Below are 16545 nucleotides of genomic sequence, written 5' to 3' on the forward strand. Positions count from 1 at the left end.
TTTTGAGTCAGAAATACTCTTAATCGAGCGCCCATATATTAATTACCTCACTAAAGCTATACCTTTCTTTATGTATCTTAACATAGTTTTGTTTTTTTTCGCCGACCTACTTAATTTCCCTTTTCACAACCAATTCCTAAACCTATTTCGGGCATCCAAACTGGATGTCCCGAATGTAATTCATACTTCCCATTAACTAACTTATGTACTTCCAATCGGGGTTTGCGACGGCGGCGAGATGAATAGATAATGTAATAAAGCACGCCTAAATCTTGATATTCCTCCAACTTTGTGCTGTATTCCTTGCGATACTTTTTGGAAACGACTTCCAGCACCAAAGTTGGCACAACATTTTCATCCCACAGGACGTAACTGGGACGCAATTCTTCATCGTAAAACCGTTCTACTCCTAAACTCAAGAAACCGTCGGGGACAATTGGAGCTTTTTCAGGGTGATAATAGATACCCATATCTATGCCAAAAAACCAGTCCATGCGTTCTGCCCAAAGTATGAGCAATATTGCTTTTAGCAACCCCGGTATTAGTTCTTGAAGTTCGTTATCCACAGGCGTTTCGTCCGAGTCAGGTAGTTCATCGGCTGAGGGCAAGTACCTCGGTAAGTTGTAATTTAACATTGCAGTTTTTCCCAAAACTTACATCAATTATAGCGTGGTTGTTTGTCGATAGACCCTATATAACGTTTTTTATTGCTCGCCATTCATGATAACCGCCTAATTTGAATACCTAATTTAAACGCCTAATTTGAGCGCTTAAATCAACAGTTTACTACTAAACAAATATCATATTAATATTTGTAAATAATTTATTTTTGTATTTATTTGTGGTCTAAGATAACGTCATTGCTCAACTAGATATAGTTTTCGCTCGCCGCAGAGCGAGCGAGAAAAAATCATCAATTAGGACGCATATTGATTGCAGTAGCTCGATGCTCGATCGCGCTCGCAATCGCGTGCAAGTCTGTCACTTTTCTATGGGCAAACATACCCAATTTACAATACAGCCATGAACGCCCCAGAAACTGCGAATGCCTGGATTATTTACCGACTGCTGCCCAACTTTCAGCGCTTACCCGTCGCGCAATTTCGCAGCCGCAGCGAAGCAGAATCTTCCCTGAAAGTCATCCGGCAAATGCTACCCAATACCGAATTAATACTTGCTTTCGAGGTTGGGCCAGAAGATCCAACTACCGAACCGACTCAGCCCCCTGCTAAAAAGCCAAACTTGCAAACTTCAGTTAACCAAGAACTCTTGAAACTTTTCATTATCAGTTCTCGTCCTGTTGTTTCCCGTGTCATTCATTCTTTTCACCGCGATAATTTTGCCTGCGTTTCTGACTGGAGTCCGCTTGTCCCAACTCAAAATCCCGGTGAAGTGATGAGCGTCTTAATTAAACATTTGGCTGCTGACTCTTAGTGACGGTCTAGTTCCCGCCTTTGTAGGGGCAATCCCTCCGCGATCGCCCCTTACCTATGACCTAGAACAGTGATAAACTTGATATTCATACCCATCCACCGCAGGCAACTCGCGCGATTCAAGCTGACATTTTTGTGCTTCTAGATTGACAGGTGCGCGAAAATTAACCAGCCACAAATCCAGCGGACGTTCTAATTGACTGAGTGTTTTGTCAAGTGTCCCTGCCACTATTTCCGGCGCATCCCTTCTCTGATTAGCCAAAAGAAACAGCGGAGAATCAAAGGCTTTAACTTCTTCTTTCTTCCTAACATCCGTTACATCCGTTACATCCGCTACAAAATCCGTTGCCGAACTTCTTTCCCATTCCCACCCTATCCCCATCAACTCTCCTATTTCTACATGAGTCTTTTGAGTAGTGGCAATTAACACGGGAACTTTCGATAATTCGCGGATAATCGGAATTAAAAGGTCTGGTTTGTAATATTTGCGATAGCCGAGATTGGAATTTACTGTGACACCGCTAAAAAAACCCATTACTAAAATTAGCAGAACTGCTTTTTTGCCAGCCATTTCCATAGCAGGTAAATTAAACCATTGACTTTGGACTGTAGGTGTGTTAAAAATAACCGCCAAGATTGCTCCTAAAAGCAATATCACCCCCGGAAAGTAGACGAAATTGTATCGAGCCCCGCGAGTTAGGTCAATCCCTAGAATATATGCAAAGCTGAAAAATAGGAAAATTGCTCCTAGCACAAATCCGGCGAAAATAACAGTACCTAAACGAGTATCGGGCGTTTTTAAGGAATTTTTAAGAGCGCTAAACAGGATGGGAAGCACCAATATAAAAAATATTGTCATTGCGATCGCCGATGCAACTACTACTGCCAAATTGGGCGATTCCACCGGCAGCAGAGACATGACAGTGATCCATCCAGCTAAAGCTTGAAAAATCGGCGCTATCCAATCTAAGAATGTGCGATCGCCGCTGACAATCCAATTAGTTAGTTCGCTGCCGTATTTATTCGACAAAAATACCGGCAGCCAAACTAAACCGCCTGCTAAAGTGCCCATCGCTACTGCGAAAAGCCGCCAGAGGATTGGAAATTGCCAAATATTAGGCTGCTGGCTGTTTGAAATTGGCAACTTTCCATTAAACTCCTGCCAGATTACCGCAATTAATGCTATTACTTCGGCACACAAAGTCAGTGCAAAAAAGTAGTGAACCGCAATTCCCAAACAGTTAACAACTACCCAAAGCAGCACCGCCCAAATAGGCAGAGGAGCGCGCTGTTGCAGCTTTTTTGCAGCTAAGGCGAGGCAAAAAAGAGAGGCAATAACTAATAAGATTCCTAAAGTGTAATGGCGAGCTTCTTGAGCGAGATAAATGCCGTAGGGAGAAACTGCCATCATCGCTGCCGCACATTGACCGACTAAACGAGAACTAAAAGCAAACGTGCCCAAAAAGTAGATACCTGGAACTGAAATCACGCCCAATAATGCAGGAAGAGCTCGCCCAATCCAAACTAAACTATCCTCGGAAGGCGCCAACAGTCGCATCCACCAGTGGGCGACCATAAAATACACTGGTGGATGATTGCTTTCTACCAGCAAATTGCGGAGCACGTCGGCGGTGTCAGCATCGGGGCGCAATTGTAGCGGTTGTAATAATGTAGAAAGGTCGATCGCGCGATCGATCGGCACACCGCGAAAACTGTTGCCCAAACTAAACACTAGAGTGGAAAACTCATCCGTCCACAGCGGTTTCGAGTCCAAATTGGCAAAGCGCAAAATAAAGGCGATCGCCGTCCACAGAAATAGCAACAACAGTTGTTTGTTATTAATCATTAATTCAGTCATCTAAAGGCAGTTGGCAGTTTGCAGTGGTTAGTTGTCAGTTCCAATAACAATTAACAAGTTACCCAACTAAAAACTATTTTTGAACGTCCGTCACCCGCCAACTCAGCTTCATATTGATCCAGAAATTCCACAGAGTCACAGTCGCGATCGCAATCAACTTAGCCAAATACTCGTTTACCTTAAAAACATTAAACAGCACATTCACCAGCAGCACATTCATAATCAAGCCCATCAAACAAATCACATTAAATTTCAACAGCCGTTTCAAGCGCTGGCGCTTTCCAGGCTGCCGCTTAGAAATATCACCAAAAGTCCATAAATCATTCCACAAAAAATTATTGATAATTGCCACTTCAGCAGAAAAGATGGCACTGCGAGTCAGCCCCAAACCGAGGACAGTCCGCAGCAGGTAAAAAACTCCCATATCCACAAACACGCCGCTGAAACCAACCGCGCCAAACCGCAGGAATCGGCCCATCGGCCAGCGGGCAAACCGCAATCTGAGCAAGTGCCGCAAATACTCAATATACTGTTTCCAAGTAACTTTGCTCTCCCCTTCTTGCCGCTCCTGAAACACGTAACCAACTTCTCCAATCCAGCGGATATCCCCCCTGCCGAGCACTTCAATCAATATTTTGTAACCCGCAGGATTCATGCTTTTTCCCGCAATGCAAGTGCGACGCACCATAAAATAGCCGCTCATCGGATCGGAAACTCGGCCCACCACTCCCGGCAGGATCACCAACCCCAGGGTTTGAGCGCCCCGCGATAAAAATCGCCTGACAACGCTCCAGTCGCTCACCCCGCCCTCGCCAACGTGACGACTCGCAGCAGCTAAATCTGCTCCCCGCTGAATTTCTGCTAAAAGCTGCAATAGCGTCTCCGGGGGATGCTGCAAGTCGGCATCGATGACGCCCAAAACCTCGCCGCGAGCTGCCTGCCACCCGCGAATTACCGCTGTGGAAAGTCCCCGCTCCTCTTCCCGGCGCATCACCCGCAATTGCGGATATTCCGGTGTCAGGGACAGGGCGACTTCCCAGGTGCGATCGGGGCTGTCGTCATCGACTACAATTAATTCGTAGTTGCCGGGAAGGATACCATCGAGCAATTGGCTCAATTTTTCCACAATACTCTGGATATTCCTGCGCTCGTTGTAGGTGGGAATTACTAGGGAAAAATAAATTGGCGGTGTGCGTGCGTGTACAAAAGTTGAACCGAAAGTCTGTATAGCAGGAATTTGCAAAGGCCCCGACGGCACTGGCAAGACCTGATTTGGTTGGTAGCTGCCCATAATTTGAGTGTTCAGAAAGTCAAGAATAGTTTGGTAGCACTTGAGATTGTAAAATATCGTTCCTCCATAATTGATTAGTTAAAATATAGAAACGCCTTAATTCTAGTTAGTAATTCTGTAATTGAGTTAAAAAGAAAACTGTGGATGCAATTCTCGATCGAGCTTTACAAGGTTATAACATTTCTGCTGCAGAAGCCTTGGTACTTTTGCAGCAAAGAGATCCAGACGCGCGAGCTTCTATTCAAACAACCGCTGACTTGCTCCGCCGCAGACAATCAGGGGATACTGTCACCTACGTTATCAATCGGAATATTAATTTTACTAATATTTGTGAGCAGCATTGCAGTTTTTGTGCATTCCGCCGTGACGACGGAGATGAGGGCGCTTTTTGGTTAGACGCAGCTCAAATTCAGGAAAAGGCAACTGATGCAGTGCAGCGGGGTGCAACGGAAATTTGTATGCAGGGCGGCTTAAATCTTCAAGCTAAGCTGAACGGCGCATCTTTGCCTTATTATCTGCAATTGGTGAAAACTATTAAGGATAAATTTCCTCAGTTGCACTTGCACGCTTTTTCACCTCAAGAGATAGAATTTATTGCCAGAGAAGATAATCTTAGTTTCAGCTATGTAATTTCGGCTTTGCGGGATGCGGGAGTCGGTTCGATGCCGGGAACGGCTGCGGAAGTTCTCGACGATTCTGTGCGACGGGTGATTTGCCCGGAAAAACTAAATTCGGCAACTTGGCTGGAAATTGTGGGAACTGCTCACCGTCTGGGTTTGCCGACAACGAGTACGATGCTTTGCGGGCATATTGAGACTGCCGAACAGCAGGTTTTGCATTTAGAAAAAGTGCGATCGCTCCAACAAACTGCGATCGACCAAAACTATGGGGCACGCATTACAGAATTTATTTTACTACCATTTGTCGGACAGGAAGCACCGGCACCTTTGCGGAGTCGAGTCGGCCGCGACCAACCAGTTTTAGCAGATACATTGTTACTCACCGCTGTATCGAGAATCTTCTTAGGCAATTTGATTTCCAATCACCAGCCGAGTTGGGTAAAATTAGGTTTAGATGGAGCTACAGAAGCGCTGAAATGGGGCTGCAACGACATCGGCGGTACATTGATGGAAGAGCACATTACAACGATGGCCGGTGCGGTTGGCGGCAGTTGTCAATCTGTCGAAGATTTGCAAAAAGCGATTCGTTCTTTGGGGCGGAGTTATCAGCAAAGAGATACAATTTATCGACCTTTAGGGGTTGACAATTTGGCAGTAATTGTGTGATTTTTTGGATGCGAAGTGCGAAGTGCGTAACGTCTCCTAGGAGTTTAGCCGATCGCACTTTCAAATTCTTCTAGCGCTTGCAAATTTCCAACCTGCCAAGCACGTTCCACTGTAGCCGGAATCAGTTGGGCGATCGCGATTTCTGGAAAATTCGGGCTAATATCCGATTCTACATACTCTCCATCTTGCAGCAAGTAAATGCGAAGTCTGCCGCTGTCATAAACCCATACTTCTGGAACTCCAATAATTTTATAGGCATCGATCGTAGTTTTAGAAGTAACATCCGTCTCAATTGCTAAATCGGGCGGCGGATCATCCGGTAAAAGTCGGCGGCGGCCAATCATCCGTTGATAATTTAGAAGATAAAAGCAAGCATCAGGTTCCACTCCTGCTGCACCTTCCCGTTTGAAAGTAGTAGAACCGAAGGGTTGGTATCTTATGCCCGCCGACTTAAGTAAAATTTTGACAATATCAGAGATTAAATCTCTGGGAATTTCGTGTTCTGGTAAAGGAACCATAATTTCTAAAGTCTCTTTGCTGTAAGCAACTCGTGCCGATCGCTTTTCTCCCAATTCCTCCAAAATTGACTCAAATTCCAGCCAAGTTATATTGGGAATAGTTACGACACTGCCGGGAGCAAGCTCGATCTGGCTAACGGGTTTTAGGACGGGGGTGATAACAATCATAAGCTGAATAGCGAGCTAGTTGTTAAGTTTGTGCCAAGGGCAGGCAGGATGCCTACCCCACAAGAGTTTTTGGATATATCTGTTGAGTTTAGCACGGGCAACGAGAAGAGATTCGCGATCGCACTTTTGACTCAATTCTAGAAACATCGATCGCACATTTATGAATTCATTGCAGCCGGATTAATTTGACTAACAGACTCATGATTTCTCCCTGTTCTGGTGTAATAATGATGCGATTGTCGGGAATGGCGATCGGATGAGTCCAACGAACAGCTTCCTCGTAGCGCAATGCGTGCAGTTGGTGGATAGTTCGCCGTACCCCCAGCGGCGAACCGATGATGACGTGACGGACTGCTTCGCGATCGCCCTCAAAGGTTTGGTTGGTTAAAACATTGGGCGATGTTTGGTTGGATGATGAATCTTGCAACATAGCTTTAACAAATAATTTTGGATAGGTTTGATGCTTTGTAACGGTAAAACCGCGTACAATAACAAGTTGAAAAAAAGACAGCAATTCCCCTACAGCACAAGTGGCTTAGCTGGTGCTGTCTAATCTCTATTAGATTTAATCTAAATTAATTTAGGGTGGGTGTCAATTATTTTAGGTAAAACCCAAATAAATTAATATAACTTAACAAATAGCCTATGGAAACCTCAGAAAGAGCCGATCGATCGCCCCTAATGCGACTGAGAGTTCAGCGGTTTATGACTCAAAAGCAGCTAGCAGAAGCACTTGGCGTTACGGAAGCGACGGTAAGCAACTGGGAAGCTGGGCGATCTGTACCGAAGCTAACGCCTGTTCAATATAAGAAGTTGTTAGAGATTCTGCAAATTACCTCTGCTGAATTACCAGACCAATTTGGTTATCCCAGCGATGCTGAGGGATAGAATTCATATCATTTTTGTTATTGCCATTCATCGTTTCAACTTAACCAGAAATATCGCTTAACCCGAAATACCGCCAGGGGTTTAAACCCCTGGCGGACAGCGGGTATAACGTGTTTGATTTTGATAACTTATCACCTACTTTGAATCTCTACAAACTTCTGAAAGAGGGGTACTTGAAAACGATAACCTTCTTCAGTCACCTCCAGCACTTCTTTCTCCACAAGTCTCTGCCATGAACGACTTTCTCTTACCGCTAAAACTGGTTCATTGATTAATTTATGCAAAAACTCTCGTTCTGATTCCGTTAATTCTTGATAGCGTTCTCGAAATGCAGCCCCCCCTTGTTCCAAACTTGTGAGAATTGCAGCCTGCACGTTTTCTGCTGCTAATTGCCTTTGTTTTTCCTGATTTAACCGCGCATTTTCTCTGTTTATTGCATTCAGGCTATCGACAAGTACGCGACACATCAGTTGTACATAATAAGGCTGACACCGGGTTAAGTAAATAATTTCATCAATCGCGCCCTCTGTATAAATGTCGGGAAAATCATCAATAGGATTCCGAATTAAATCCCGCGCCTCTGATTCCTGCAAATACGTCATCCGTAAAGATTGTGTATTAATCAAATAATCGTTCCAATAAGGATTTAGTTCGTCCAAAGTATGGGAACCGCTGAATAGCAAAATCCAATTAGCGCGGTTCTGCAAAATGTAGCGCAAAAAGTTCAGGGGCGATCGACTTCCGGTATCCCTTACTACTTCTTCCAACCGCTCAAACTCGTCCATACACAACAAAAATCGCTTTACCGGCGCAAATCTTTCAATTTGCACAAACCATTTTTGGAGAGCCATAAACGGATCAATCTTTAGCGATTCTCTGTCAATGGCGGGTAATTGCAAATTGCGGTTGCGCCGCGCCGCTTCCACAATTTCATCAGCGATAAACTCGGCTAAACCGCTCAAGGTTCTTGTCATTGCGGCACCCTGAAAGTCGATCGACAACGGCACTAATTCTGAGCCAACTTTTTGAGGTAAAAACTTGAGGGCGGAGGTTTTTCCGGTGCGACGGCCTCCATACAGCAACAATACAGGTGGTGGAGAGGAACGAGCCAAAGACTCGATTTCTCGAAATACGTCCAAACGCCCTTTGAAGCGACTGCTAGAATTTTCTGGGTTGAGGGCTGGTCCAGCGACATAAACTTGCGGGATTTCTGCTGAATCTAAAGCTGCTTCCTCTAGAGTTTGTCGGGATGTTTCTAAGATACTCAGCCACCGCTGCACAATGCTGCCAAAGCTGGTGGCTAAAGCTGCATTTTTGCGTAAAACCAGACTTTCTCGCAAACGATTGAGTTTAGTCACAGGTGTCGCCAGCATTTCGGATTGAAGGTAGGCAGAACTAGCATTTTCGGCAGCGCGGACATCTTGGCTGATTGCCAAAAATTCAGGTAGTACGGAACCGATTTCGGCTGGCGGTGGTGAGGGTATCCAGGCAAGTTGTTCGGTAATGGCAACAATATCGTGAGAGTTTTGACAGCGGTTAAGGGTATCAATGGCAATTTCCACCATTGCTTTTAATGCTACTTTCTGTTGGTTAGTTGAGTCGATTAGATAATCGATGGTTTGTTGGGCTGCAACTGGGTTCTGGTGATAAGCTTTGACGATAAAAGAGTCCATCCAAGGAATCGGTAAGTGAATGAGTTGGTCGAAGTACGGTGGCAAACGCCGCAGCCATTTTGCCTTGTCTCCTTCTGGCACAAACTGCCACAGGAAAAACATCGACAATAATTCTGGAATCCAGAAATAAACCTGCAAAATGCCGAGAATGAACGCCACATTTAACGCCAAACTGAACGCCACACCCAACGTCACGCCCAACGCAAAACTGGACGCCCCACTGGACAGCACACCGAATGCCATACCTAACACTACATTTAACCCAACACCTAACATCACACCTAACCCCACATCCCTTGCCACATCCCCTGCTACATCCCCCACCATCCAATCAACCTCAAATTGAATTAAATATTGTAGGAGAACGATGTGTGGAATCAATTGCGTTAGTTCCGGTGAGAATATCAGACAAATAATTATCAAAAAGCTCATACTGAAAACCATTGATATAATTTGTTTTAACCAGTTTCTCAAACTACTATCAATACTAATAATTAGCCAGTTTCCCAATTGCAATATCATCGTAAAAATACTGAAATACGACGAAGTAAATATTATAATTGAAACCGAATAAATGATGAAAAATAAGCTTACAGTAACTATAGTGAGTGCTGCTTTTAAAAACCTGAATTGCTCTGCATACCGCCGCAACTTAGGATTAGCCCTAAACTCCGCCCGCATAGTAAAAGGATTAGTATTAGGTTTCAAATCAGGATGAATGTCCCGCAGCCATTCCGCCCAAGTAAAAGGTTTAAAGTAAATCCAGTAGAGAAGTCGAACACATTCAGCTAAATAATTCCCATTCATATTTATCTTAACTATCACACCACTTCGCTAAAACTGGACTCAAACTGCCACACAAGAACTTTTTAAACAAATCAAAAAACTCATTTTCAGGAACGATCCGTGCGACACACATAATCGCCACAATTATCAAACTCAGACCCATTAGCCAAGTAAATATGTCATCCAATTTCAGCCCGAAACGTTTAGTTAAATTGCCTACCCCAATTGGCATATCCCAGACTACCCAGCGCAGCAAATACCAAAACTTCTGAGGGCGCTTTGGTCGAGTTGGCAATTGTAAAACTGCCCTAGCTTGGTCTTGAAACTTCTGCTTTGCCCACTTCACATCTTTACAATATTGTTGCGCTTCCCAAAGATATTTTCCCGCTAATTGCAAAAGCACAGGATGCTGTTTGCCCCACTGCAAAGCTAGACGCTGATTTGTTTGAGTTAAAGCTGGTATAGCCCCTGCTATTGTTCCTTTAGGCAACTCGACCAATTTTTGAGCTTCTGCTTCTGAAAACTTTTCCAATAACCAGAATGAACCGACGTTGAAAAAAGAAGAGGTCAGTTTATATTTGGTGCGGTAGGAATCAAGAGTTTCTAGAGAGACTAATACCAACATCATCGCGCTATTGTTGATTAAGGAGTGAAGATTGTCATAAAAACCTTCATCAAATTTTTCGCGATAACTCTCCTGAAACAGCGCTTCAAATTTATCTATACATAACACGGGTAATATTTTCTGTGCCTCACAAAGTCTAATGGCTTTAGCAAAGGTACTGCGATTCCAATCGACCGCTTGAAAAGCTGTAACTAAACTTGGCTTGGCTTGAATAACTGGCACTTCGCTCAACTTTTGAGCAACTGCTTGATAGAAAGTATTTTCTTCTTGGCATTCACCATCTTGAAATGATAAATAAATGACCGCATAACGACTCGAAGCGTATTGAGGATGATTGCGACAAATTTGATAAAAACGCCAAAGTAGGGATGACTTGCCAATTTTATGTGGTCCCACAATATTAACGCTGGTTGGCTGTGGGCCTGTCATCTGAGATTGAATAAATCTTAGTTCCTCTTGGCGCCCCACAAAGCAATCGGGCTTTTTCAGCATAGAGGGTGCAGAAAACGGACAGGGAGATGGCGAAGGGGGGGCCATAGAGTTATTTGACTAGAGGAGAAGCGGACTCGTATATTTATAATACATTATAATGCTGTAGAACATGGCTCAGTCCGCCAGTCCGCAAGATGCCTGTTCTACAACATATCAAATTCTTGTGGAACAGGCATCTTGCCCGCCCAAAGAAACAGGCAAGATGCCTGTTCCACAACCTATCAATTTCTTGTGGGGTGGGCATCTTGCCCGCCCCAAAAAGACTTATCTCGCGCCTTTTTACACCTTAAACTTCTCCACAATTCGTCTCATCGCTTCTTCCACATTCTCCCGACTATTAAACGCCGAAATGCGGAAATAACCCTCACCCGCCGCACCAAAACCAGAACCGGGTGTTCCCACCACATTGCAAGTTTCCAGCAACTTCTGAAAGAAATCCCAACTCGACAAACCATGAGGCGTTTTCACCCACACATAAGGTGCATTTTCGCCACCAAAAACCTCGATTCCCGCCGCTGTCAATTTCTCGCGAATAATCGCAGCATTTTCCATGTAAAAATTGACTAATGCTTGAATTTGTGCCTTGCCAGCCTCAGAATAAACCGCCTCAGCACCGCGCTGCACGATGTAAGAAACACCGTTAAACTTAGTAGATTGGCGGCGGTTCCACAACTTCCAAATTTCGACATCGGAACCATCTGCTGCTTTTCCAGTCAAAGTCTTCGGTACAACTGTTAGCGCACAGCGAGTACCCGTAAAACCAGCATTTTTGGAAAAAGAACGAAATTCGATCGCACAATCCCGCGCCCCTTCAATTTCGTAGATAGAATGCGGTAAACTCGGATCGGTAATATACGCTTCGTAGGCCGCATCGAAGAAAATAATCGAACCGTTAGCTTTAGCATAATTTACCCAAGCTTGCAAGTGTTCCTTGGTTGCAGTTGCCCCCGTCGGGTTATTCGGAAAACACAAGTAAATTAAATCGACTTTTTTGTCGGTGGGAATTTCCGCAGTAAAATTGTTTTCCGCTGTAATTGGCAGGTAAACTAAGCCGCCGTATTCGCCATTTTCGTTCGCATCTCCCGTGTGCCCGGCCATCACGTTAGTGTCTACATACACCGGATAAACTGGATCGGTAACTGCGATCGTGTTATTGTTGCCAAAGATATCGAGAATATTGCCACAATCGCACTTAGAACCATCAGAAATAAAGATTTCCGAAGCATCAACATCGCATCCCCGCGACTTGAAATCGTGCTCGGCAATTTTCTCCCGCAGCCACTCATAACCTTGTTCCGGGCCGTATCCTTTAAAGGTATCCCGCGAGCCCATGTCTTCCACCGCCTTCACCATCGCCTCCCGACAAGCAGCCGGTAGCGGTTCCGTCACGTCGCCAATCCCCAGCCGAATGATGGGCGCTTCGGGATTCGCCTCTGCATAGGCTTTCACCCTGCGCCCAATTTCGGGAAACAGGTAGCCAGCTTTGAGTTTGAGGTAGTTGTCGTTGATAGTTGCCATAGTTCGATCGCTACAAATGTCGTAGAATAGCTTACTCCCAATTGTCTCTCTCAAGCAGCAGCAAGTTCGGCAACCAGCAGTGTACGGGATTGAACGGATTTAACGGATGGATGTTCAGCCAAGAGAAAGATTTTCCCCACTCGGACACTCAAACACTCCGCCAATCCGCTATTACAGGCAATCTGCGTAGTTGCTCACCAGCCATTGACCAAAAAATCAAATCAGCTTGTATAATCAAAATAGTGTGCAGCGCAGAAACAATTATGGACGAGATCGAGTACGCCAAACTCTATCAAGAACTGGCGGCAATTCTGAATGAGTTTAATTTGGGTTGGGTAGTTGAACAAGTAGCCGATACTGTAGAGATAGGGAAAGTAATAGAAGAGCGATCGCTCAAAAGAAAAACACCCCTGCTCAAGATAGAAGATTATACCGCAAAAGAACAACTTTTGCTGTTAATTGATGCTGTCGAGCAAGCGACTGTGAACACTTCCGAAATGGAAGACGAAATTGCTTATTTCTTGAAAGTAGAATCAGAAACCTCTCCCCTCGGCACAAAAATTACCTTTGCCAATTCAGGTGGCGAAACTGCCAAAACAATCGAGTTTACTTCCAGCGTCACAGCCCCCCGCCACAAACAGGCGATCGCCCTCAAGCACTTGCTCGAAAAACTGCCTTCCGGGCCGAGCAACTACGCCATCAATTCCGAAATTAAAAGCAAATTAAAAAACTCGATCGATCCAGACTTCAACGGAGTCGCAGAACAATCAAGCATTTTTGACGCTTACCTATTCACCATCCTGCTAAAAGCAGTTGCTAATGAAGGGGGTAATATTTATTATAACAATGTTTTAGACGACGAAACACCGAGATATTTAACATTTAGAAAAACAGCGGGAAAAATCCACGGAACTGCACATCCATACACTCATGCTGTTGTGGAATTTCCCGACAAACCAGCCCTGGAAGTTCACCTAGGAGTAAAAGTCCAAGGTAGAGCCGGAGTTCTGCACAACTGTAATGTTTTAATTTTGTACCAAAAAGAAGCGAATATCTGCCGCTTGCTCAACCGCGAACCCCGGCACTCGCAAGTAATTTTAGCAGTAAAATCGGAACACAGCACCTCAGAACTTAAACTAGAAATGGCTGGTGCTTTTATCGGCTTAGCCTCAGACATTCGCTACGAAGGCGGCAGCTATTTCATTTCTAACAGTTACTCCCAACCCGTAGCAAAACTGCTAACTACCGCTCGCAAAAAATGGGAACTAAACATTTTTCCTAGAGCCACAAACGATGTCCACCGGCTCATGTACTCATTTCAAACTATCTTTAAAGACTTTAAGGCCAGAAACTAACATCAGGGAATTGGGAATTGGGCATCGGGCATCGGGAATTGGGGATGGGAAGTAGTTAGTGTAGGACTTATGCGTAAATACCAAAGAAACCTGGTTTTTTACCAGGATTCAACGCTCAAATCCAGTATTTAGTAAAAGAAACGGTTTCTGCGTCTAGGACTATAGTGGCTAGTGGTTACTGGTTAGTAGTTTTTCTAATAACAAATAAAAAACAACAAATTACCAATGCCCCATGCCCCATGCCCAATCCCCCATGCTCCATCCCCAATATAATTTATGATGTTGCGAGCACCCGAACCTTACGAATAATGTTTAAGAAAGATAAATCTTCCCTGCTGTTTACGATCGGAGCCGCCACACTTCTGATCGGTTTAGGCTTTGTCACCTACTACCTCGTCATTTCCCGTGGGCCCGCCAAAGATTTGCCGGCGGGGGCAACGGTTGTCCCGCAAGATACGATGATGGCCCTATCCATCACCACCGATGAATCCCAGTGGAATAGACTGCGAGAGTTTGGCACGCCGGAGTCAAAAGCTTCGTTTGAGAGGTTTTTAAGCGAAATGCGCGATCGCCTCCTCACAAGCAACGGCTACGCCTACCAGCAAGACATTCAACCCTGGGTGGGTAACACAGCAATGGTAGCCTTTCTCCGCAACAAAATAGCTATACCAGCCCCCTCGCCGGCACCCAACACGCCCCCATCTCCGCCAATTCAACAGTCAGTGGCAATTATCTTGCCAATTGCCAACCCGCTCAAAGCCAAAGAATTATTAGCAAAACCCAGACCCCTCAGCCAAGGAAAAATAGTTGAGCGTAATTATAAAGGCGTGCAAGTCACAGAAACTCAAGGCGTACCCGATCGCAATTTCTCAGTCGCGGTATTGGGAACCAGGTATCTAGCAGTCACCACAGATCCTAGCGCTACAGACAGAATAATCGACACCTACAAAGGCGAACCTTCCCTAGCCAAAACCCCTGGCTATGGAGACGCCATAGACAAAATAAAAAGTCCGGGCGCCTTCGGTCAAATCTACGTCAATATGCCCGTTGCCGCCGCCTATGCTGCCGCCAACTCAGCCCGTGAAATTTCACCGGAAAACCTCGAAAAACTGCAACAAAATCAAGGATTTGCCACCACAGCGACGCTGGATGTAGAAGGAATTGCCTTCAAATCAGTCTCTTGGCTAAAACCAGATTCTACCAGAAGGATAGCAGTAGAAAACAATGCTCTAAAAATGGTTAACCGCCTGCCAAGCAATACAATAATGATGGTATCCGGCGGCAACTTGCAGCGTTTGTGGCAAGACTACGTATTGGGAGCCGATGCGAACCCGATTTCCCCGATTAATCCCCAAGTTTTACGCACAGGTTTAAAATCGACTACCGGCTTGGATTTAGATAAAGACTTGATGAACTGGATGGCGGGAGAATTTTCTCTATCATTAATACCAGCCCCCGCCCAGAATCCCAGAGACAAATTTGCTGCCGGATTTGTATTTATGGTGGAAACAAACAACCAGGGCGCCGCCAACAAATCCCTGAAACAGCTTGATGAAACGATGAAAACTAAAGGGTTTAGAGTGGAGGAAATTAAAGTCGGCGGCAAACCGGCAATTAAATGGACATCGCCGTTTGGAGGGATTACGGTAACTCGCGGTTGGATGAACGATGTAATGTTTATGACAGTAGGAGCTCCCGTGGTTGATGCGATCGTTCCGGCACCGAAAAGTCCGCTTTTAAGCAGCGAACTGTTCCAGAAAACTGTACGATCGCAACTTCAGCCCCACAACGGCAATTTTTTCATCGACACCGAGAGTGCGTTTAACCCGAAAAACCTAGCTTTACCGGAGTTTCCTCCCAGCCAAAAAATGTGGATTGATGCCACGCGGTCGATCGGCGTTACAGCAGCCGTCATTGGCGATCGTACCACCCGTTACGACGCTTTTGTCGGTCTCAAAAAATCCACCCAATCCACTCCTTCTGCAAATCCTTCACGCAGTCTTGCTTCACCGAGTCCTGCTTCACCGCGCCCTGTTTCACCCAGTCCCTCGCCCACTGTCCAAACTTCACCCAATTAACTCTTAAATCCTTCCACAAATCCGCCTCTACACCCCCTTAAATACCAATAGGGCGATCGATTAAAACCGAAAAGCAGCCGAGCGAAATCGGCCATAGTGGACTTGACTACAAGAGGGAAATAGAGCCGGACTTAAGTAGTTTTACTTCACAAAACATCACACAAAAAAAACCCAAAACCCGGTTTTTTATTTAAATAAACCGGGTTTCTAAACACCCTAACAATTTAAATTCCTGAAGAATAATTCAGAATTCAGGAGCCAGAATCCAGAAGGGATTCTGTGCGACAGGATGGAGAATCGAGGTTTAAAGCCCCAGATTTTAATCGTGGGTCACAAAAAAATATTTCCGTGACCGTTAACCCTCACTTCAGGCATGGGGTATTCTGAATTCTGAATTCTGTCTTCTGATTCTTTCTCATTTCTTCTTTTCATAATTTTAATTTTGGGCAAGTGTCGAGTATTTTTTGTTGGATATAAAATATTGGGGGATGTTTCCTGGTCAGCCTTGGACGCAGGAACGTAGTTTTTGAACCCCGATACTTCCTTCCTACTCTCAATAATAGTTAAAAAACCGGG

The 16545-nt window shown here is 44.9% G+C and carries 13 protein-coding genes; 5 read left to right on the forward strand and 8 right to left on the reverse strand.

Annotated features, from left to right (window positions below; genetic code table 11):
* Window positions 1-110 precede the first annotated feature (110 nt).
* Complete coding sequence (locus tag NDI35_RS08205) at window positions 111-635, reverse strand: Uma2 family endonuclease (protein WP_445312298.1); 525 nt, start codon at window positions 633-635, stop codon at window positions 111-113.
* 388 nt (window positions 636-1023) lie between these two features.
* Here NDI35_RS08205 and NDI35_RS08210 point away from each other — a divergent pair, with 388 nt between their 5' ends.
* Window positions 1024-1434 (forward strand): hypothetical protein, encoded by a 411-nt coding sequence (locus NDI35_RS08210; protein ID WP_445312299.1) that lies wholly within the window; start codon window positions 1024-1026, stop codon window positions 1432-1434.
* A 54-nt stretch (window positions 1435-1488) separates the two neighbouring features.
* Here the strand turns inward: NDI35_RS08210 and NDI35_RS08215 are convergent, their stop codons facing one another.
* Together NDI35_RS08215 and NDI35_RS08220 are read right to left on the reverse strand one after the other, a co-directional pair.
* The gene (locus NDI35_RS08215; RefSeq protein WP_445312300.1) at window positions 1489-3291 is read right to left on the reverse strand and encodes a glycosyltransferase family 39 protein; all 1803 of its coding nucleotides are present in this window, start codon (window positions 3289-3291) and stop codon (window positions 1489-1491) included.
* Between the two features lie 73 nt (window positions 3292-3364).
* A complete protein-coding gene (locus NDI35_RS08220) occupies window positions 3365-4582 on the reverse strand; it encodes a glycosyltransferase (protein WP_445312301.1) in 1218 nt (405 codons plus the stop codon).
* A gap of 140 nt (window positions 4583-4722) precedes the next feature.
* Between NDI35_RS08220 and cofH the strand changes: the two genes are divergently transcribed.
* Window positions 4723-5868, forward strand: a complete 1146-nt coding sequence (gene cofH / locus NDI35_RS08225) for a 7,8-didemethyl-8-hydroxy-5-deazariboflavin synthase subunit CofH (protein ID WP_445312302.1) — start codon at window positions 4723-4725, stop codon at window positions 5866-5868.
* A 44-nt stretch (window positions 5869-5912) separates the two neighbouring features.
* On the opposite strand, the gene NDI35_RS08230 is transcribed toward cofH, so the two are convergent.
* Both NDI35_RS08230 and NDI35_RS08235 read right to left on the reverse strand, forming a co-directional pair.
* Window positions 5913-6554, reverse strand: a complete 642-nt coding sequence (locus NDI35_RS08230) for a Uma2 family endonuclease (protein WP_445312303.1) — start codon at window positions 6552-6554, stop codon at window positions 5913-5915.
* Between the two features lie 166 nt (window positions 6555-6720).
* Window positions 6721-6984 carry a hypothetical protein gene (locus NDI35_RS08235; protein WP_006633059.1) on the reverse strand — a complete coding sequence of 88 codons (264 nt, stop codon included), beginning with the start codon at window positions 6982-6984 and terminating at the stop codon, window positions 6721-6723.
* Between the two features lie 215 nt (window positions 6985-7199).
* Between NDI35_RS08235 and NDI35_RS08240 the strand changes: the two genes are divergently transcribed.
* Window positions 7200-7442: a helix-turn-helix domain-containing protein gene (locus NDI35_RS08240; protein WP_445312304.1), complete on the forward strand. Its 243-nt coding sequence runs from the start codon at window positions 7200-7202 to the stop codon at window positions 7440-7442.
* A gap of 131 nt (window positions 7443-7573) precedes the next feature.
* On the opposite strand, the gene NDI35_RS08245 is transcribed toward NDI35_RS08240, so the two are convergent.
* From NDI35_RS08245 to NDI35_RS08255, 3 genes are all read right to left on the reverse strand, one after another.
* The gene (locus tag NDI35_RS08245; RefSeq protein ID WP_445312305.1) at window positions 7574-9547 is read right to left on the reverse strand and encodes an ATP-binding protein; all 1974 of its coding nucleotides are present in this window, start codon (window positions 9545-9547) and stop codon (window positions 7574-7576) included.
* Window positions 9548-9929: 382 nt separating this feature from the next.
* On the reverse strand, window positions 9930-11063 hold the full coding sequence (locus tag NDI35_RS08250; protein ID WP_445312306.1) for an AAA-like domain-containing protein: 1134 nt from the start codon (window positions 11061-11063) through the stop codon (window positions 9930-9932).
* A 234-nt stretch (window positions 11064-11297) separates the two neighbouring features.
* Window positions 11298-12536, reverse strand: a complete 1239-nt coding sequence (locus NDI35_RS08255; protein ID WP_333148201.1) for an LL-diaminopimelate aminotransferase — start codon at window positions 12534-12536, stop codon at window positions 11298-11300.
* 41 nt (window positions 12537-12577) lie between these two features.
* On the opposite strand from NDI35_RS08255, the gene NDI35_RS08260 reads away from it, so the two are divergent.
* Both NDI35_RS08260 and NDI35_RS08265 read left to right on the forward strand, forming a co-directional pair.
* Window positions 12578-13891 carry a hypothetical protein gene (locus NDI35_RS08260; protein WP_445312307.1) on the forward strand — a complete coding sequence of 438 codons (1314 nt, stop codon included), beginning with the start codon at window positions 12578-12580 and terminating at the stop codon, window positions 13889-13891.
* Between the two features lie 308 nt (window positions 13892-14199).
* Window positions 14200-15969 (forward strand): DUF3352 domain-containing protein, encoded by a 1770-nt coding sequence (locus NDI35_RS08265; RefSeq protein WP_445312308.1) that lies wholly within the window; start codon window positions 14200-14202, stop codon window positions 15967-15969.
* Window positions 15970-16545: the final 576 nt, after the last annotated feature.

Source organism: Microcoleus vaginatus FACHB-2002 (genome assembly GCF_040004035.1).
GTDB lineage: Bacteria > Cyanobacteriota > Cyanobacteriia > Cyanobacteriales > Microcoleaceae > Microcoleus > Microcoleus vaginatus_C.